This window comes from Acinetobacter sp. ABJ-A23_2, assembly GCF_044538765.1.
Classification (GTDB): domain Bacteria; phylum Pseudomonadota; class Gammaproteobacteria; order Pseudomonadales; family Moraxellaceae; genus Acinetobacter; species Acinetobacter nosocomialis_A.
The window spans coordinates 72368-90715 of the sequence record NZ_JBIUCP010000002.1 but is presented as its reverse complement, the minus strand read 5'-3'; the positions used below and the strand labels follow the sequence as shown (position 1 = coordinate 90715).

Sequence of the window (18348 nt, the reverse complement as noted above, 5' to 3'; positions counted from 1 at the left end):
TTTAAAAGTAAAAAGCCCAAATCTTAATATTTGGGCTTTTAAAGAGAAGTTTTAAATTATTCAGCAGACTGGCTTTTTCTCTTCTCAAGAATTTTACCGAACAGTAGGCCTATTTCAAAAAGCAACCACATTGGAATCGCTAGCATCACCATTGAAATCGCATCTGGGGGTGTAATAAACATAGCAACAAAAAAACATCCCACAATAATAAAACGTCTTTTTTCAGCAAGGCTTTGAGTATTTACTACGCCAATTAAAATAAGTAATAAGGTTGCGATAGGAATTTCAAAAGTGACACCAAACACTAAAAATAGCTTTAAACAGAAGCTTAAATAACTATTAATGTCGGTCATTGGCGCTACTGTTTCAGGTGAAACGCTAATAAAGAAATGTAATATTGCCGGCAAGGTAATGTAATAAGCAAAAGCGACGCCTGCATAAAATAGAACAATACTACCAATCAGTAACGGTAGCGCTAAATGGCGTTCTTTTTGATAAAGCGCAGGGCGAACAAAAGACCATATTTCATAAAGAATAAATGGCATTGCAAGCATAAGTGCGACAAATAAATTAAGTTTAAATGGCGCCATAAAGGTTGCTGTTACATCCGTTGCAATCATTGAAGATGACACAGGAAGTTGTAACCTTAAAGGCTCAGACAATAATTGGTAAGTATTATTTCGAAAGGGTAGTAAACAAAAGAATAAGAATAATGTTACCCCTACAATCCTGAATAAATGGCGTCTTAAAACCACCAAATGATTCATGATTGGCATTTGGTCTAGGTTTTCTTGACTATTTACAGTGGTTGAAGGCAGTTGGTTCATACGGCAATCTTCAATTCAACAGGAGATGTTTCTGAAATATCAGTTTGAGGAACTAATGGCGTAAGTTTGGCAACATACGGCACTTTGTAATGGTCTGATATAGGAATACATTTCCGAATAGGCTTTTGTGTTGTTTTAGGCGTTTCTGGAACTTCTAAATGTTCTGAAATCTGCTGTTTTTGTATTTCTTCAAGCTGCTGTTGTACTTTTCGTTCCAATGCTTCGATGCGGTTAAGTTCCTCTTGCATTTCTTTGCGGAACTCAGAAAGACGCAGCTCCTGATCAATCTCGTTTTGCAGATTGGTAATATAGCGTTTTAGTCGAACATACCAGCGGCCTGCAAAGCGTGCAGCTTCGGGAAGCTTATCTGGACCTAAAACTAAAATTGCAATAATTGCAAAACAGAGTAGCTCTGTCATTCCTACATCAAGCATGGGTCAAACCTTTAGCTTTTCACTGATGTGCTTTCAGATGTTTTAACTTGTGCGTCAATCGTACGAGGAGTATTTAAAGATGCAGCTTCGTCTTCTTCACGAACTGATTTTTTAAAGTCTCTTACTGCACCGCCAACATCTTTGCCGATATTTTTTAATTTAGATGTACCGAATAATAAAATAACGACGATTGCGAAAATAACGACATGCCAAATAGATAAACCAGCCATGATTTTATACCTCTTTTTAGTTCGCTTTATATCAACAGGTTGCCATGACAGGAATGTGACACTTATATTTCATTTTTAAGACAGTATTTATAAGTCGTCAGTTACGGTTAGATTTTTAAAGATATTTATCTGAGTAATTTTAAATTTTATTTAACTTAGATTTTAGACCAATTTACGTGAAATAGATCATACATTTCAAAATCAAAAGGTGTAGCATAACAAGCTGTTTTTAATGAGCAAGAGGAGAGAGCGTGGCATTACTACTGCCTGTATTGGCATTTATCACCGGACTTTTACTTGCTCAGACTTCTATTGCAGAAACCATAAAACCTATTCTTTCAGCTTGGCTTGCACGACTTCTGATTCCGATTGTGATCATTTACAACATGGTCTTTTATCAATCTGGAAGTTTGAGCTTAATGCTCTTTAGTTTTGGATCAGCATTTATTATTTTCTTTGCCTATTTGGCTTTATTTAAAGACCGCTTACTGGCCCTTTGTGTAAGCTATACCAATATGGGATGGTTGGGTTTTCCTTTCGCTATGGCTCTATTTGGTCCCGAAGCGACTGCTCCGATTGTGGCTTTATATATTGGGATGTCAATTTTTGGCAATGCTTGGGCTGTTACGGCAGTCACTACCGCACCACAAAGTAAGCTCAATATATTAAAAAAGGTTTTAACTTCCCCTCCTTGTATATCAATATTTTGTGCTGTGGTGCTCAGGCTCTTAGGTGCTCAACATATTGAACATCCAGCCATACATTGGGTCTATGAAGTTGCTAAATTTGCAATGACTTTTGCAGGTATGTGTGTGCTTGGAATGTGGCTACGCCGTACCAGAGTTTATGCAAAAGACTTAATTTACAGTACAAAAGCTCAAGCCTTTAAAGTCGCGTGTGGCTTTGTTCTATGTGGTCTAACTTATAGGTTTTTACCGATTCCAAATATAAGTCAGCAAATAGGGGTGATGTTTTTAATGTTTTGTTTGCCACCAGCAGCCAATATTGTAGCGTTAGAGACACATTATCAAGGGACGGGGAGATCTGCGGCTTATATCGCCTCAGGGACAATTGTGAGTTGTGTGTGTATTGCGATTTATGCAGTGTTTTTGCACATATTCGTCTAATTAATTATTTAATTCTAAGTTTTTCTACACTCGCTGGTGCGAAGGCGGCATGGATGCCGCCAGTTAGACTGTGGCACAAGGACGTGCCATCAGTCTAACAAAAGATTTTTGCTTACTTTTCATCTTTGAAAAGTAAGGTTTGCCTATACAAAGTCGAATACTCTCTAACGCGGTATTCAAAGGCTATATGGAAAAAATTATACTAAACTTTCTCTAAATAACTGCATCGCTTGTCCACGATGACTAATCTTATTCTTGTCTTCTTTAGACAACTCAGCGCTAGAAACTTGTAGTTCAGGTAACCAGAACAATGGGTCATAGCCGAAACCATTTTCACCACGTGCAGCTTCTAAAATTTCGCCGTGCCAGATGCCTTGGAAAATTTGTGGCAATGGATCTTCTGCATGAGTCACTAAAGCAAGCACACATACGAACATGCCTTCAATCACTTCTCCATTTTTACGAAATGGCAAAAGATCATTTAATAACTTGGCATTATTCGCTGCATCGTCACCATGTTCTCCAGCATAGCGTGCTGAATAAATACCAGGTGCACCACCTAAAACCGGAACACAAATGCCTGAGTCATCAGCCATAGCAGGTTTCCCTGAAATTTTAGAGGCATGACGTGCTTTAATAATGGCATTTTCAATAAAGCTTAAGCCGTCTTCAATGGCGTCGGGAATATTAAGGCGACCTTGAGGAATAATTTCTACAGGTAACTTAAGCTGTTCAAAAAGTTTTTCAAACTCTGCGACTTTACCTTTGTTATTACTTGCAAGGACTAAAGAGCCCTGATCAAACCAATGTGGGGTAGACATAAGATAACCAAACTTTATAACCAATATTGAACGCCAGTTATGTTACGTGTTTTTTGGAAGGGGATATAGAGTAAAACAAATAGAATATAAAATTAGAAGCTTAAAAACTAAAACCACCTTATAGATGCTATAAGGTGGTTTTAGTCGAGTAAGTTTGAGCTGGATTATTATTGAGCTTGAATCCATTTATCCGCACGGTCGCGTGCCATACGAATTTGCTCTTGAGTTAAGTTTGCGGCAAGAGCTGTCTTTTTACCTTCAGATAAGCTAATCACTTTATTGTCGAGCATGCCATCACGAGTTGAAAGCTCATACCACTGGTAAGCACCTACGTAGTTTTTCTTTTGCTCTTCCATCATCGCGAGGTTATAGCTTGCGCGGTTATCACCATTGCTTGCAGCTTTTTCGAAATACTTACGAGCCATAGACTCATCTTTCTTAACACCAATGCCGTCGGCGTACATACGGCCTACATTTAACTGTGCTGGTGATAAACCTTGGTCAGCAGCAGCTTTAAACCAAGTAAATGCTTGTTTATCGTCTTTTGCTACATCTTTACCGTATTGGTAACGTGTTCCAAGATAAAATTGTGCGCCAGCTTGGCCAGCTTGAGCTGCTTTTTGAAGGTCATGAATCCCCATTGTGGAGAAGCGCGCAGCCTGGCTAGCAACCGATTGTGGCTGGGCGATATAATCTGCATGAGCCTGCATACTTAGCAGTCCTGCAATTAGTGTGCTAAATAATGTCTTTTTCATAGTGCACTCACTCGATAAATAGCGACTTCACCAAACAAATTCGGAACATGTTTGCTTAACAGGCTTCCCTGCTGGTTTCCATTGACGGCGAGTCGATTAATAATTTGTATTTGATTTTCCGCACACAGTGCTTCGAAATCTTTAAACGTACATAAATGAATGTTGGGGGTGTTATACCACATATATGGTAGAGCATCCGATACAGGCATCATCCCTTTTAATGCTAGAAAAGAGCGAGTCTTCCAGTGTGCAAAGTTTGGAAAGGTAATAATGGCCTGTTTTCCCACACGCACCATGTCTCTTAATAAAACATCGGGTGCATCTACGGCTTGCAAAGCTTGTGCCATGACCACATAGTCAAAAGACTGGTCGGCAAAACGGCTCAAACCGAGATTCAAATCTTGTTGAATAATATTTAACCCGCGACTGACGGCAATTGCAATCTTTTCTTGATCAATTTCTAAACCATAAGCACGAATTTGATGCTTTTGGCTCATATGAGCGAGTAATTCACCGTCACCACACCCTAAATCGAGTACGCTAGAGCCGGGTTTAATCCACTTTTCTGCCAGTTGTTGATCAATACGCATTAGCTTGCCTCCAGTGATGTCGATTTTAAATGTTCTTCACCGCCTAAGAAAGCGCGCAGTGTTTTGACATACAGTGGAATCGGGAATAAAAACGAGTCATGACCTTGTTCAGCATCAATATCGAGGTAACTTACCGGCTTATGGTTGGTAATGAGCGCATCTACAATTTCTTGTGAACGGCTTGGTGCAAAACGCCAGTCAGTTGTGAACGAAACAATTAAGAACTGGCATTTGGTTTTACTCATCGCATCTGTAAGTGAATGACCATACTCACGTGATGGATCAAAATAATCCAAAGCTTTGGTCATAATTAGATAAGTATTGGCATCAAAGTTACGGCTAAACTGTTCACCTTGATAACGCAGATAGCTTTCGACCTGAAACTCGACATCAAAACCATACATAAACTTGCCGGATTTTAAATCACGGCCAAATTTCTGTTTCATCGCTTCTTCAGAAAGATAGGTAATATGGCCTACCATACGAGCCAAAATTAGGCCTCGTTTTGGATAGCTATCATTTTCTAAATAACGACCATGATGGAAGTCTGGGTCAGACAAGATGGACTGACGTGCCACCTCGTTAAATGCAATATTCTGTGCTGAAAGCTTTGGCGCGCTAGCAATGACGACACATTTTTGTAAACGGTCAGGGTAGTCTACTGACCATTGTAGTGCCTGCATGCCCCCTAATGATCCGCCAACTACTGCATACCAAACACTTACTCCTAAACGGTCAGAAAGCATCGCTTGAGTTTTAACCCAGTCGCGTACCGTTACTAATGGAAAATCTGGTCCATAAGGACGATTATCATTTTCAGGGTTTGGTGAAATTGGACCAGTCGACCCGCTACATCCACCAATATTGTTGAGTGCAACTACAAAAAATTTATTTGTGTCGATTGCCTTACCCGGGCCAATACAGCTATCCCACCATCCAGCTTTTTTATCATCTTCATGGTGATAGCCCGCTGCATGATGATGTCCGGAAAGGGCATGACAGATCAAAATCGCATTTGATTTATCTGCATTTAAAGTGCCGTAGGTTTCAACCATTAACTCAAAGCGTGGTAAAACACGGCCACATTCAAGATGTAAGGGTTCTTCAAATTGGAACTTTTGCGGAGTGACTAACCCCACTGAGTCAGCTGGAAAAGACACGGGAACATTTCGCCTTTTAAATCTTTCAGGAATAAAAAGAAAGGATACCAAGCTAGGTATCCTTTCCAAAGTCTTTTTTTTAATTAAACAGCGGCGGCAACAACCTGATCTGTACTTAAAACACCTTGATCAATCAAACGGTTGGTACATGCAATAATTGCTTCAATTGATGAGGTGACTGTGTTGTCGTGAACACCCGCACCAAACGAGCCTCTACCAGTACCTTTCACTTGAAGTTCAATTAAGGTTAATGCTTTGGCATTTGCACCTGAACTAATACTACGTTCTTCATAGTTCAATACGTCAATTGGTAATTGAAGTGCATTTAAGAATGCAGAGATAGGACCATTACCTTCGCCACGTAATTGTTGAGTTTCACCTTCAACGTCGATCTCAAGTTCAATGATTTGAGTACCATTTATGTCAGATAACTTATAGTTTTTGACTGTGTAATGGTGGTTCTTCACATCGACATATGCGTCTTTAAACAAGGTCCAGATTTCTTTGGCATTAATTTCTGTACCATTCTCATCAGCATATTGTTGAACAACCTGACTGAATTCAATTTGTAAACGGCGCGGCAATACAACGTTGTAGTTTGATTCCAATAAGTAAGCGATACCGCCTTTACCAGACTGGCTATTTACACGAATTACAGCATCGTAGTCACGGCCCAAGTCTTTCGGGTCGATTGGCAAGTAAGGCATATCCCAGATTTCTTCGTTTTTCTGGTATTCGAAGCCTTTTTTGATTGCATCTTGATGCGAACCAGAGAATGCAGTAAATACCAAGTCACCTGCATATGGATGACGAGGGTGTACAGGTAAACCAGTACATTCTTCAACTGTTGCAATCACTTCATTAATGTTAGAGAAATCTAACTCTGGCGCTACACCTTGGGTGTACATGTTCAATGCAATCGCAGCAACGTCAACGTTACCTGTACGTTCACCATTACCAAACACACAACCTTCAACACGGTCAGCACCGGCCATAATGGCAAGTTCTGATGCAGCAATACCACAGCCGCGGTCATTGTGGCAGTGAACAGAAATAATCACGCCATCACGACGTGCCAAGTTACGATGCATCCATTCAATTTGGTCTGCATAAACATTTGGCGTAGAAACTTCGACAGTCGCAGGTAAGTTTAAAATCACTTTATGATCTGGACGTGCATCCCAAATTTCTGTGACGGCATCACAAACATCTTTTGCAACTTCTAATTCGGTTGCAGAGAAACATTCTGGGCTGTACTGGAAAATCCAGTCAGTTTGAGGATATTGCGCAGCATACTCTTTCACTTTCTGAGCTGCATTCACCGCCAACTGTTTTGCGCCATTTACATCTACATTCAACACCTTTTGGCGGAAGGTTGGAGAGTTAGAGTTATAAATATGCACAATTGCGCGCTTAGCACCTGCTAAAGCTTCAAAAGTACGTTCAATCAAATGGTCACGTGCCTGAACCAATACTTCAATGTAGACATCATCAGGAATATGATTTTCTTCGATTAACATGCGGGTAAAATCGAAGTCAATTTGAGATGCAGATGGGAAACCGATTTCAATATGTTTAAAACCGATTTTTACAAGCATTTTGAACATTTTGAATTTTTGTTCCATGTTCATCGGTTCAAAAATTGCTTGGTTACCATCACGTAAATCCGTGCTCATCCAGATTGGCGCTTTTGTAATTTCGTTATTTGGCCATTGGCGATCTGGTAAATCGACTCGCTGGTACATACGGCGGTATTTTTTGCTAGGGTCAGCCAACATCATGAGAAAACTCCTTATCTCGTAGCACGGTTGCTCTAGGTATCGTGTGAAAGGCAACGTTCTACAGTTATATATGGTATCTAATACAGAAAAATTAAAGGGAATTTAGAAAGGTCTGCTCTAAAATGCAGACAAAAATTTAAACGCGCGCGAGGCGCAGCATCAGGAGTTCGAGATGATGTCTTGCTTGAGTAGGCTGGGCAAACAAGTGATTCGTTTTCATCTATAGACCATGTAATAGTAAGTTTGGTGGTTTGCTAATATGCTTATTGTTTAGATATACCACATCTAAACAATGATTACACGTTGTGCAAAAGTCTTATACTCATTTTAATTTCAGTGTTCAGAAAATAATTTTCTAATTTTGCATTGTTCTGTATTTTATCGAAAATAATTTTCATTATTTTGCCTTATTGAGATAAAAATAATTAATTAGACTAAATAAGGCAAAAATAAATAGAGTTACAGTTCTGACCACATACGGATAAGGTTGTGATAGATGTTGGTGAGTTTCATGACTTCAGTATAACTATCACCATGTGATTTCCGTAGTTCACGTATGCTTTCATCTAAATTAAAGAGAAGATGTCGTTTACTATCGTCGCGTACTAAGCTTTGTACCCAGAAAAAAGAAGCAAATCGAGTACCTGATGTAATACTACTGACTTCATGCAAGCTAGTAGAAGGGTAGAGAACTACGTCACCAGCAGGTAATTTAACTTCGTGATAACCATAAGTATCTTCAATCACTAGGTCACCACCCTCATATTCATCTGGTTCGCTTAAAAATAAGGTACAAGATAAATCGGTACGAATTTGTTCCGCTGTACCACGGATAAGACGAATTGAGTTATCTACATGGAAACCAAAGCTTTCATGTTCATCATAACGATTAAAAAGCGGTGGAATAATTTTGTGGGGTAGGGCTGCTGCTTGAAACACAGGATTTTGCCAAATTGCTTTAATGACAATATCACTTAAGTGATGTGTAAGCGGGTCTTGTTCAGAGAGTTGTTGATTTCTTTTAACAGAGGCAGACAAAGTGCCGGCAGTTACTTTACCACCTACCCAATTTGCCTCTTTCATGAGCTTGCGAAACTCGGCAACTTGCTCTTTGCTTAAAACATTCGGGATATGATGAATCACAGCAAACACCTTTTAAGTAGATACTTTATTTATAAAGATAGCCTCATTACGAGGCTATCTTTATATCTGCTTTAATTAATACCATAAATAAATTATGGAATTAAATTTTAGTATTTAAAGTTAATGGCTAAAACGGCGTTACGACCATTGCCTTCAAATGCATAGTGAGCCGGGTGAGCACTTGTAAAATAGCGTTTATCAGAAATGTTATTGATATTCAGCTGTAAGTTTACGTTCTTGTTGACATCGTATTTAGCCATAGCATTGTAAATGGTATAAGTTGGCAAATATTTGTCTTCAAGCATTGTTGTGCCAGTATTTGTATTGGTAAATACTTTATCGCGGTATTCGGCACCAGCACCTAGAGTTAACTTAGGTAGTACTCGATAAGTAGACCACAATGTCGCACTATTTTTAGCGACGAATGGGAGCGGTTTACCTTCTTGTGCAACTGCGTTAAAAGCCGCTTTTGTCAATTCACTATCTAAATAGCTATAACCCGCAGAAACTTCCCATTTGTCGGTTACTTTACCGTTGAACCCGACTTCGAAGCCATCAACTTTACTTTCACCAGCATTGGTTGTGGTATTGGCATCAATAGCGATACGAGTATTTTGTTTCTCGGTACGGAAAATAGCAGCAGTTAAGTTTGCACGATTATTGAATAGATCCCATTTAGTACCAACTTCGAAAGTACGTGCTTTTTCTGGAGATAAATCATTTGCTTGTTGAGAAGAAGTGGATAAGGCATCTGCACCATCACCTTGGTCTACCCCAACCGGATTTGCAGAAGTTGCGAAACTTGCATAGATACTGCCATTTTCAGTTGGTTTGTAGACTAAACCAGCTTGATAAGAGAAATAGTCACTATCATTTTCGAATTTCTGACCAGCTGCAATACTTACGTCATTTGTGTAGTTGCCGCTCGTACTTGTTTTATCGATATCTTTAACAGTTTTATAAATATTTTTATTATATTTACGTTCAGTTTCGAATTTATCCCAACGTACGCCTAAATTTAAAAGCCATTGTGGATTAAATTCGATGCTATCTAAAGCATAAAGAGAAACAGTACGGCTGCGAGTTGTATACTGATTTTTGATGCTGCCTAAAGTATCAGTAAATGCTCCATTCATTGGGTTGTTGACTGAAGTACACCAGCCATTCGAAAGAGCACTGCTTACAGGACAACTGGTGTTATGGACAGTAGATGTTGTGCCAGAGGCATCTGTAAACGTATAAACCCCTTGATTTGATTGTTGGTAGCTCCACTCGGCACCTGTATTAAAAGAGTGTTTAAGAGTACCAGTATTGAATTTACCTTTTAATGCAAGTTGATCGCTATAAGCATCTGTGTCTACAATCCGACTTAAAGCACGACGTGAAATAGTACCGTTTTTCGTTACATTACCTTTTGAGTCATCTGCATTGGTATAGATGTAATCTGATTTAGATTTTGTGTAAGACATCGTATTTGATAATGTTAAATCATCAGCGAGATCATGTTCTAATTTAAACGTACCGATGTGGTTTTCACGTTTATCAAAATCACGAGCTTTCCAACCGTAATACATGCCTTGTTTTACATCAATTGGTTTCCCACCAACAGGAAGGAATGGAATACCTGCATCTGGTTCATCATTACTACGTAAATAGTAGTAGCTCAATGTTCCTCGAGTTGCTGTATCTAGGCCAAATGCAAGACTTGAAGCAATACCAGCACGAGCATATTCAGCACCATCATTTGAACCAGCTTTTTCGTTTTCATGGCCCATAACTACAACTCGGCCAGCAACACCATTACCAAAGTCTTTGTTTGCATCAAGTTGGATATGGCGATAGTTATCGGTACCACCTTGAACACTACCTTGGTAAACATCACCTTCATGAGCAACTTTAGGAATCAGATTAATGCTGCCTCCAACACCACCGCCGCCGCCAAGAGCTGAAGAAGATCCTTTAATGACTTCAACTTGCTCGATAGCAAACATGTCACGATTTTGAGAAGTTGAATTACGAACACCATCAACATAGACAGAGGATTGAGCGCTATAGCCACGAATATATGGCATATCGGTAAATGGGGTACCGCCTTCACCTGCACCTAAAGTAATACCTGGTTCATAGCGTAAAGCTTCGAGTAGGGTGTTAGAGTTTGAATCTTTAATTAATTTTTGAGAAAGAATAGAAACGGATTTTGGAGTATCTAAAAGGGGAGCAACTAATTTTGAATTTGCCGACTCATCTACTTTTAAAGATTCTTCGTGAGTTGCTTGAGTATGAATGGTTGGTAGTTGTGAAACAGTTTCTTGTGCCATTGCAGTTGTTGCAATCATAGAAAGGGATGATGCGATTGCAGATGAAACAATTTTTTTACGTGTTCTAATCAATGACATGACTTTCAGGACTTAAATATAAAACGTTATGCGAATAATAATAATTCTTATTTATATGTACAGTTTGTGTTAATTGGATTTGCCGATAGGATTGTGAAGAAAATATGAAAGATTTAATCGGATTTTGTCGCTAAAAATTGCTAATTAATTAATTATTATTAATTTTTATGAAAAGCGATAATTATTGATAAATTAATTGTAATTTTAGATTTATGAAGCATAACTAAAAAATTACTTTAGCTTAAGGTTGAATTAAAAAAAATTAAAAAATCATAAAATTATTGTGAAATTTACTGGAAAAACGGCCTTCAATTTACTGATCTGATCGGTTAATTTTGTATATCTTGAAAGTTGTCATATAATACAGCACTTTTTTAAAAACTGTTCCTACTAACTAATTTTTATCGAGGAAGCCATGCAAGTAACGACTGAAGCGGTTTCGGGCGTTGCCCGTCGTTTAAATGTTTCTGTACCGACGAGCCGTATTAACGAGCAATTTGAAGCTCGTTTGAAGCGCACTGCCAAAACTGTGAAGATCAACGGCTTCCGTCCGGGCAAAGTACCTGCAAACGTTGTTCGTCGCGAATACGGTGCAAGTATTTATCAAGAAGTTGTGAATGACATCATTCGTGACAGCGTATTCGAAGCAATTCAACAAGAAAAAATCAATGCGGTAGGTATGCCGAACATTGAGAAAGTTGAACATAAAGAAGATGCTTTAGTTTTTGAAGCAACTGTAGAAGTTTATCCTGAAGTTGAAGTAAAAGCATTTGACGGCTTAGAAGTTGAACGTAAAACAGCTGAAATTAAAGACGCTGACGTTGACACTATGATCGAAAACTTGCAAAAACAACGTCAAACTTGGGCTGTAACCAAGGGTATGGCGAAAAAAGACATGCAAGTGACTTTTGACTTCGAAGGTTCTATCGACGGTGAGAAGTTCGAAGGCGGTTCTGCTGAAGACTTTAAACTTGTGTTAGGTTCAGGTCGTATGATTCCTGGCTTCGAAGACGGCATCGTTGGCATGAAAGCTGGTGAAGAGAAAGTAATTGATGTGACTTTCCCTGAAGATTACCAAGCTGAAAACTTAGCTGGTAAAGCAGCTCAATTCAAAATCACTGTGAAGCAAGTTGAAAAACCTAAACTTCCAGAGATTGATGCTGAATTCTTAAAAATCTTCGGTGTTACTGAAGAAGAAGGCGTTGAAAAATTAAAAGCTGACGTTCGTAAAAACATGGAACGTGAAGTTCGCAATGGTTTACGTAACCAAGTTAAACAAGCTGCATTTGATGCTCTTGTTGCTGCGAACGAAGTTGAAGTTCCAGCTGCAATGGTTGCTCAAGAAATTGACCGTCAACGTCAACAAATGGTTCAACAGTTCACTCAACAATTTGGTGGTGCTGGTGCTCAATCTTTTGACAAGAGCATGCTTCCTGACGAATTGTTCAAAGAACAAGCAGAGCGTTCTGTTAAACTTGGCGTATTAGTAAGCAAAGTTTTAGCTGATGCTAAACTTGAAGTTGATCAATCACGTGTTGATGCTTACATCGACGACATGGCTTCTTCTTATGAAGATCCAACTGAAGTGATTGAATACTTCAAAAATGATGCTCAACAACGTGCTCAAATCGAAGCTGTTGTATTAGAAGATCAAGTTGTTGATCACATCTTAGCTGCTGCTAAAGTGACTGACAAAGCAGTATCTTACGAAGATTTATTGAAAGAACAACAAGCTCGCCGTATGGGCTAATCTTTTGAGAAGTCAGGAAAAGGCGCTTTAGGCGCCTTTTTCATTTTTAGGTATGTGGTTAATTTGAGTACGTCGTTAAGTACTTAGGTATAAATAATATAATATTTCAGTGCGAACCTTTTGCAATTTGAGAAATTATCCCGCATATTGTTGCCATAGGTTAAGTCACAAAAAATTTAGGAATAAATAACGTATGTATGTTCCAACAATTGAAAATGCTTTAGTTCCTGTTGTGGTTGAACAATCTTCTCGCGGCGAACGTTCTTTTGATATTTATTCACGACTTTTACGTGAGCGCGTCATTTTTCTAACTGGTGAAGTTGAAGACAACATGGCAAATTTGATTGTTGCTCAAATGTTGTTCTTAGAAGCTGAAAACCCAGATAAAGATATCCATCTTTATATTAACTCGCCAGGTGGTTCAGTCACTGCTGGTATGGCGATTTATGACACGATGCAATTTATCAAACCTGATGTAGTGACATACTGTATGGGGCAGGCTGCATCTATGGGCGCATTCTTATTAAATGCTGGTGCTAAAGGTAAACGCTATTGCCTTGAAAATGCACGTGTAATGATTCACCAACCATTAGGTGGATTCCGTGGTCAGGCATCAGACATTGAAATTCACGCACGTGAAATTCTATTTATTAAAGAACGCTTGAATCGTTTGATGGCAGAACACAGTGGTCAAGACTATGACACGATTGCTCGTGATACTGATCGTGATAACTTTATGACTGCACAAGCAGCAAAAGAATATGGTTTAGTCGATCAGGTATTAAGTAAGCGTCCATAAGGGGGAGTTTTAAGTGGCTTGAGTTGTTAGAAAACGTCTCCATATAGTCATTTAACCCTATCGCTTGCCCTCATATTTAAGATTCTATTTGTGGAGAGAATATGTCCGAACATCCTCAAGGACAAAAACATTGTTCATTTTGCGGTAAAACGCAGTCTGAAGTCGGGAAACTGATTGCGGGCGAGGACGCATATATTTGTAATGAGTGTGTAGATGTCTGCTTAGACCTTGTACAAACCAGCCAACAGGTTGAAGCAGGTGACTGGGCGAGCAAGGCATTGCCAAAACCACATGAAATACGTGCTGCGCTTGATCAATATGTGATTGGTCAGGATCTTGCCAAAAAGACATTATCTGTTGCCGTTTATAACCATTATAAGCGTTTGAAAGTCGGGCAATCTGGTCATGTGTCTAAAGATGTGGAAATTGCTAAAAGTAACATTCTACTGATTGGACCTACCGGTTCAGGTAAAACATTACTTGCTCAAACATTGGCTCGTTTGTTAGATGTTCCGTTTGCTATGGCAGATGCGACTACTTTAACTGAAGCGGGTTATGTCGGCGAAGACGTTGAAAATATTGTACAAAAGCTTTTGCAAAAAGCGGATTACGATGTAGAGAAAGCTCAAAAGGGCATTATCTATATCGATGAAATCGACAAGATTACACGTAAATCTGAAAATCCGTCGATTACGCGTGACGTTTCTGGTGAAGGTGTACAACAAGCATTGCTTAAGATGATTGAAGGTACTGTAGCTTCAATTCCACCACAAGGTGGACGTAAACATCCGCAGCAAGAGTTCATTCAAATTGATACCTCAAATATCTTATTTATTTGTGGTGGTGCATTTGCTGGACTGGAAAAAATTGTACAACAGCGCCAAGAGAAAGGCGGAATTGGCTTTACAGCTGACGTGAAGAAAAAAGATGAAAGCAAGAAAATTGCTGAATTGTTCCGTCAAGTTGAGCCGACTGACTTAGTAAAATTTGGTTTAATTCCAGAATTTATTGGTCGTTTACCAGTTATTGCAACGCTTGAAGAGCTTGATGAAGAAGCATTAATGCAAATTTTGACAGAACCAAAAAATGCATTAACTCGCCAATATCAATACTTGTTCAACATGGAAAATGTTGACCTTGTATTTGAAGATTCAGCTTTACGTGCAGTTGCTAAGCGTGCGCTTGAGCGTAATACCGGTGCTCGTGGTCTACGTTCGATTTTGGAAAATGTTTTACTTGAAACAATGTATGACTTACCAAGCCGTACAGATGTAGGAACAGTTTTCATTAATGAAGCAGTCATTAATGGTGAAGCTGAACCTGTTTACAAGTCAGAACGTCAGCCTAAAGAAGCAGCAACTCATGAAAGTGTTGCTAAGGCAGATTTAAAAGTAATTGATTCGAAGTCTGCTTAGATTTCATTCATCTAAAAAGCATGGATCGCGCTCGTGATTCATGCTTTTTTTGTTTTCAATTCATGTAGGTGGTGTTAATCTAAAAAAACAAAATACGCATAGTTTTGCGATATAGAAAAATCAAAAGAAAACGCTTTGAGGGATGTCATGCGTTATTTAATTATTGCATTAAGTTGTACCACATTACTTGCGGGTTGCCAAAGTTCATCACACTTAGCAAAAAAATCAGGTGAGCTGACTGCGACTTTACCTAAAGTTGATGTTGATAAAGCACCTGGTGTATTTGATCAATACCATGTGGGTGGTTTTAGCATGGGGGGATGGGTCAACCAAAAACTAGGTCAGACATTTGTACCGATTAAACCGCAAAATGAACATGCAGCAGTAGTCTATCTCTATCGGCCAGATACCAAATGGAACCGTCAGGAAATTGCAGCAATCAATTTGTTTGTAAATGGCAAACGAATTCCAAGCTTATTGCATAACCATTATTACTGGATTGAACTGCCAGCAGGAAGTTATCGTATTTCTGCAAGTCGGCCTCTATTAGGTATTCATTTCCAAGAGCCAAAATATATTGATATTACGGTCGATGCTGGAACGTCTTATTATTTAAAATATGATGAAGAAAATAAAATGGACCGTGGTGAACACACTGGCCCATTTATGTTAATGCAAGACAATATTGGACGTAGAGAGATTGCTTTTACTGAGCTTAAATCTTCTAGCTACAATTTTGTTGCTGAAGATACTTCAGGAAAAATACGTCATAAACCGCAAGAGCTAAAACCAGCTAAATATGATGAGAAGTCAGATGTTCATCTGATTAAACCATTTAAGTTGTGGAACCCTTTAACGTGGTAATGACCTACAAAGGATAAAGAAAAGTTAAGACTTTTCTTTATCTTTCATCAATGGCGCAATAATTTTAAGCATCTCTTCTTGCATGTGATCACGTGCTTTAGGGTCATTAAAGGTTTGTTGACCCAGCTCCATCATATATTCTGAAATTTGTCCCATAATCTGTACGTTTTTACGCGTAATCGATTGGCCTTCTGGGGTTTTCAAAAATTTCAGATTTGCCTGAACTTCTTCTTCAGTATATGTCTTTAAATAAATATCTTGTAAGGCTTGCGTAGTTTTTGGGCTACTAATGAGCTGGTTACTCGAATCTTTTAAAAGTAAGCCTAACTTTTTCGCTGCCTCTTTTTCTTTCGGGCCTAAAGTTTTGATGCCCGTAATATTAGTGATGATCTGTTCAGCTTGTTGATCATAATAAGGTGTTAATTCATTAATTGATTCTTTAAGCAAATAATCAATTTGGCTCATTTGCATGAGTTCTTTTACTGAACTTAATTTGGCAGGAGAAGCAAATAAGCTTGTCGTAATACAGCTTAGGCAGAGGCTGATTGAGAGATTTTTAAGAATAGGGCGGATAGTCATGAAATGACCTATATGCAGTTTATGGCGGGTGGGTGTATTTATTAATAGCACAGATTGGTGAATCAATTGTTACAATTCTTTTCAATTTCCAAAAAAATTACAAGGCATAAAAAAAGCACCGAATCCGGTGCTTTTCTTGATTAGCCTGCTGCGGCATCGATTACTGGAATTTTTCCAATTTTCGCTTGCCAGATTTTTGGAGCCACTGCGTGAATTGATGTACCGTTTACATCAACCGCTACAGATACAGGCATATCTTCAACTACAAATTTGTAGATTGCTTCCATACCTAAGTCTGCAAAAGCAACAACTTCAGCTTCGCGAACAGCTTTAGATACGAGGTAAGCTGCACCACCAACTGCCATAAGGTAAGTTGCTTTGTTGTCTTTAATTGCTTCGATTGCTGTTGGACCACGATCAGCTTTACCAATCATACCGAATAGACCAGTATGCTCGAGTACTTTACGTGTGAATTTGTCCATACGTGTTGCAGTTGTAGGGCCAGCAGGACCAACGACTTCATCACCCACTGGATCAACAGGGCCAACGTAGTAAATAAATTTACCTTTAAGATCAACTGGTAATTCTTCACCATTGTCGATCATTTCAACCATACGTTTGTGTGCAGCATCACGACCTGTGTACATTGTACCGCTAAGAAGTAATGTATCACCCGGTTTCCAAGAATCCATTTCTTCTTGAGTAATGGTATCAAGGTTTACACGTTTAGACTGTGAAGAGTCCCAAGTTACAGATGGGTAGTCTTCAAGTTTTGGTGCTTGAATATGAGCTACACCTGTACCATCAAGCTGGAAGTGAGCATGACGAGTCGCAGCACAGTTAGGAATCATACCAACTGGTTTACCAGCAGCGTGACATGGGTAATCTTTAATTTTAATATCAAGAACAGTCGTTAAACCGCCAAGACCTTGTGCACCAATACCAAGAGCATTTACTTTCTCAAAGATTTCGATACGAAGTTCTTCGATTTTGTTTTCTGGTCCACGGCGAAGTAATTCGTCCATGTTAATTTCTTCCATGAGTGCTTCTTTAGCAAGCATCATGGCTTTTTCAGCAGTACCACCAATACCGATACCGAGCATACCAGGAGGACACCAGCCTGCACCCATAGTCGGAACAGTTTTAAGTACCCAGTCAACAATCGAGTCAGATGGGTTAAGCATAGCAAGTTTAGATTTGTTTTCTGAACCGCCACCTTTAGCAGCAACAGTAATATCTACTTTGTTACCCGGTACGAGTTTGTAGTGAATAACAGCAGGGGTGTTGTCTTTTGTATTTTTACGACCAAATGCAGGGTCAGCAAGTACAGATGCACGAAGAACGTTGCTGTTTTCAAGGTAACCTTGGCGAACACCTTCATTTACTGCATCGTCTAAGCTCATTGTTAAATCGAATTTAACATCTAAGCCCACTTCAAGGAAAACGTTAACAATACCAGTATCTTGGCAAATTGGACGATGACCTTCCGCACACATGCGAGAGTTAATTAAAATCTGTGCAATTGCATCCTTTGCAGCTTTGTTTTCTTCGCGATCATAAGCACGGCTCATCGCTTGGATAAAGTCTTGCGGGTGATAGTACGAAATAAACTGTAGGGCGTCCTTGATTGATGTAATCAAGTCATCTTGTTTGATAATCGTTGTCATACCAAAAAAT

General features: G+C 39.0%; 17 protein-coding genes. 5 read left to right on the top strand and 12 right to left on the bottom strand.

Translation table 11 applies throughout. The features are described 5' to 3' along the window. Nucleotides 1-56: 56 nt before the first annotated feature. From tatC to ACH63V_RS01325, 3 genes are read right to left on the bottom strand one after another with little or no spacing between them, the layout of a single operon-like run. A complete protein-coding gene (gene tatC / locus ACH63V_RS01335; protein ID WP_396462516.1) occupies nucleotides 57-827 on the bottom strand; it encodes a twin-arginine translocase subunit TatC in 771 nt (256 codons plus the stop codon). After that, nucleotides 824-1261, bottom strand: a complete 438-nt coding sequence (tatB, locus tag ACH63V_RS01330) for a Sec-independent protein translocase protein TatB (protein ID WP_311069544.1) — start codon at nucleotides 1259-1261, stop codon at nucleotides 824-826. Before tatB ends, tatC begins: the two co-directional genes overlap by 4 nt. Before the next feature lie 11 nt (nucleotides 1262-1272). Further along, complete coding sequence (locus tag ACH63V_RS01325) at nucleotides 1273-1491, bottom strand: Sec-independent protein translocase subunit TatA (RefSeq protein WP_002053267.1); 219 nt, start codon at nucleotides 1489-1491, stop codon at nucleotides 1273-1275. Nucleotides 1492-1742: 251 nt separating this feature from the next. Between ACH63V_RS01325 and ACH63V_RS01320 the strand changes: the two genes are divergently transcribed. Beyond that, nucleotides 1743-2618: an AEC family transporter gene (locus ACH63V_RS01320; RefSeq protein ID WP_396462515.1), complete on the top strand. Its 876-nt coding sequence runs from the start codon at nucleotides 1743-1745 to the stop codon at nucleotides 2616-2618. A gap of 197 nt (nucleotides 2619-2815) precedes the next feature. Here ACH63V_RS01320 and rdgB read toward each other — a convergent pair whose 3' ends face one another. The 7 genes from rdgB to ACH63V_RS01285 all read right to left on the bottom strand — a co-directional run bounded on the left by rdgB (nucleotide 2816) and on the right by ACH63V_RS01285 (nucleotide 11264). Next, on the bottom strand, nucleotides 2816-3439 hold the full coding sequence (gene rdgB, locus ACH63V_RS01315; RefSeq protein WP_174743414.1) for an RdgB/HAM1 family non-canonical purine NTP pyrophosphatase: 624 nt from the start codon (nucleotides 3437-3439) through the stop codon (nucleotides 2816-2818). 167 nt (nucleotides 3440-3606) lie between these two features. Further along, nucleotides 3607-4194, bottom strand: coding sequence for a tetratricopeptide repeat protein (locus ACH63V_RS01310; RefSeq protein ID WP_000751694.1), 588 nt, complete (start codon nucleotides 4192-4194; stop codon nucleotides 3607-3609). Continuing rightward, complete coding sequence (gene metW / locus ACH63V_RS01305; protein ID WP_001217230.1) at nucleotides 4191-4784, bottom strand: methionine biosynthesis protein MetW; 594 nt, start codon at nucleotides 4782-4784, stop codon at nucleotides 4191-4193. The genes ACH63V_RS01310 and metW overlap by 4 nt, the downstream gene beginning before the upstream one ends. Further along, nucleotides 4784-5944 (bottom strand): homoserine O-acetyltransferase, encoded by a 1161-nt coding sequence (locus ACH63V_RS01300; protein WP_396462514.1) that lies wholly within the window; start codon nucleotides 5942-5944, stop codon nucleotides 4784-4786. Before ACH63V_RS01300 ends, metW begins: the two co-directional genes overlap by 1 nt. Nucleotides 5945-6027: 83 nt before the next feature. After that, on the bottom strand, nucleotides 6028-7725 hold the full coding sequence (gene leuA, locus ACH63V_RS01295) for a 2-isopropylmalate synthase (protein WP_263612883.1): 1698 nt from the start codon (nucleotides 7723-7725) through the stop codon (nucleotides 6028-6030). Nucleotides 7726-8184: 459 nt separating this feature from the next. Further along, the gene (locus ACH63V_RS01290) at nucleotides 8185-8868 is read right to left on the bottom strand and encodes a Fe2+-dependent dioxygenase (protein ID WP_263612884.1); all 684 of its coding nucleotides are present in this window, start codon (nucleotides 8866-8868) and stop codon (nucleotides 8185-8187) included. Between the two features lie 107 nt (nucleotides 8869-8975). Further along, a complete protein-coding gene (locus tag ACH63V_RS01285) occupies nucleotides 8976-11264 on the bottom strand; it encodes a TonB-dependent receptor (RefSeq protein WP_396462513.1) in 2289 nt (762 codons plus the stop codon). Between the two features lie 415 nt (nucleotides 11265-11679). Between ACH63V_RS01285 and tig the strand changes: the two genes are divergently transcribed. From tig to ACH63V_RS01265, 4 genes are all read left to right on the top strand, one after another. Then, the gene (tig, locus tag ACH63V_RS01280; RefSeq protein ID WP_263612886.1) at nucleotides 11680-13014 is read left to right on the top strand and encodes a trigger factor; all 1335 of its coding nucleotides are present in this window, start codon (nucleotides 11680-11682) and stop codon (nucleotides 13012-13014) included. 193 nt (nucleotides 13015-13207) lie between these two features. Then, entirely contained in the window at nucleotides 13208-13813 is a 606-nt protein-coding gene (gene clpP / locus ACH63V_RS01275; protein WP_000289452.1) for an ATP-dependent Clp endopeptidase proteolytic subunit ClpP, read from the top strand. Between the two features lie 101 nt (nucleotides 13814-13914). After that, nucleotides 13915-15228: an ATP-dependent Clp protease ATP-binding subunit ClpX gene (clpX, locus tag ACH63V_RS01270; protein WP_004883341.1), complete on the top strand. Its 1314-nt coding sequence runs from the start codon at nucleotides 13915-13917 to the stop codon at nucleotides 15226-15228. Between the two features lie 147 nt (nucleotides 15229-15375). Beyond that, nucleotides 15376-16092: a DUF2846 domain-containing protein gene (locus tag ACH63V_RS01265; protein WP_396462512.1), complete on the top strand. Its 717-nt coding sequence runs from the start codon at nucleotides 15376-15378 to the stop codon at nucleotides 16090-16092. A 24-nt stretch (nucleotides 16093-16116) separates the two neighbouring features. Here the strand turns inward: ACH63V_RS01265 and ACH63V_RS01260 are convergent, their stop codons facing one another. Both ACH63V_RS01260 and ACH63V_RS01255 read right to left on the bottom strand, forming a co-directional pair. Then, nucleotides 16117-16671 (bottom strand): DUF2059 domain-containing protein, encoded by a 555-nt coding sequence (locus ACH63V_RS01260; protein WP_004710671.1) that lies wholly within the window; start codon nucleotides 16669-16671, stop codon nucleotides 16117-16119. Between the two features lie 140 nt (nucleotides 16672-16811). Continuing rightward, a complete protein-coding gene (locus tag ACH63V_RS01255; protein ID WP_004883333.1) occupies nucleotides 16812-18338 on the bottom strand; it encodes a fumarate hydratase in 1527 nt (508 codons plus the stop codon). Nucleotides 18339-18348 lie beyond the last annotated feature (10 nt).

What these genes read in the sequence shown, in the direction of transcription:
- clpP (WP_000289452.1), top strand. Translation starts at nt 13,208, where the DNA reads ATGTATGTTCCAACAATTGAAAATGCTTTAGTTCCTGTTGTGGTTGAA.
- rdgB (WP_174743414.1), bottom strand. Translation starts at nt 3,439, where the DNA reads ATGTCTACCCCACATTGGTTTGATCAGGGCTCTTTAGTCCTTGCAAGT.
- tatC (WP_396462516.1), bottom strand. Translation starts at nt 827, where the DNA reads ATGAACCAACTGCCTTCAACCACTGTAAATAGTCAAGAAAACCTAGAC.
- tig (WP_263612886.1), top strand. Translation starts at nt 11,680, where the DNA reads ATGCAAGTAACGACTGAAGCGGTTTCGGGCGTTGCCCGTCGTTTAAAT.
- ACH63V_RS01265 (WP_396462512.1), top strand. Translation starts at nt 15,376, where the DNA reads ATGCGTTATTTAATTATTGCATTAAGTTGTACCACATTACTTGCGGGT.
- tatB (WP_311069544.1), bottom strand. Translation starts at nt 1,261, where the DNA reads ATGCTTGATGTAGGAATGACAGAGCTACTCTGTTTTGCAATTATTGCA.
- clpX (WP_004883341.1), top strand. Translation starts at nt 13,915, where the DNA reads ATGTCCGAACATCCTCAAGGACAAAAACATTGTTCATTTTGCGGTAAA.
- ACH63V_RS01285 (WP_396462513.1), bottom strand. Translation starts at nt 11,264, where the DNA reads ATGTCATTGATTAGAACACGTAAAAAAATTGTTTCATCTGCAATCGCA.
- metW (WP_001217230.1), bottom strand. Translation starts at nt 4,784, where the DNA reads ATGCGTATTGATCAACAACTGGCAGAAAAGTGGATTAAACCCGGCTCT.
- ACH63V_RS01310 (WP_000751694.1), bottom strand. Translation starts at nt 4,194, where the DNA reads ATGAAAAAGACATTATTTAGCACACTAATTGCAGGACTGCTAAGTATG.
- ACH63V_RS01325 (WP_002053267.1), bottom strand. Translation starts at nt 1,491, where the DNA reads ATGGCTGGTTTATCTATTTGGCATGTCGTTATTTTCGCAATCGTCGTT.
- leuA (WP_263612883.1), bottom strand. Translation starts at nt 7,725, where the DNA reads ATGATGTTGGCTGACCCTAGCAAAAAATACCGCCGTATGTACCAGCGA.
- ACH63V_RS01255 (WP_004883333.1), bottom strand. Translation starts at nt 18,338, where the DNA reads ATGACAACGATTATCAAACAAGATGACTTGATTACATCAATCAAGGAC.
- ACH63V_RS01260 (WP_004710671.1), bottom strand. Translation starts at nt 16,671, where the DNA reads ATGACTATCCGCCCTATTCTTAAAAATCTCTCAATCAGCCTCTGCCTA.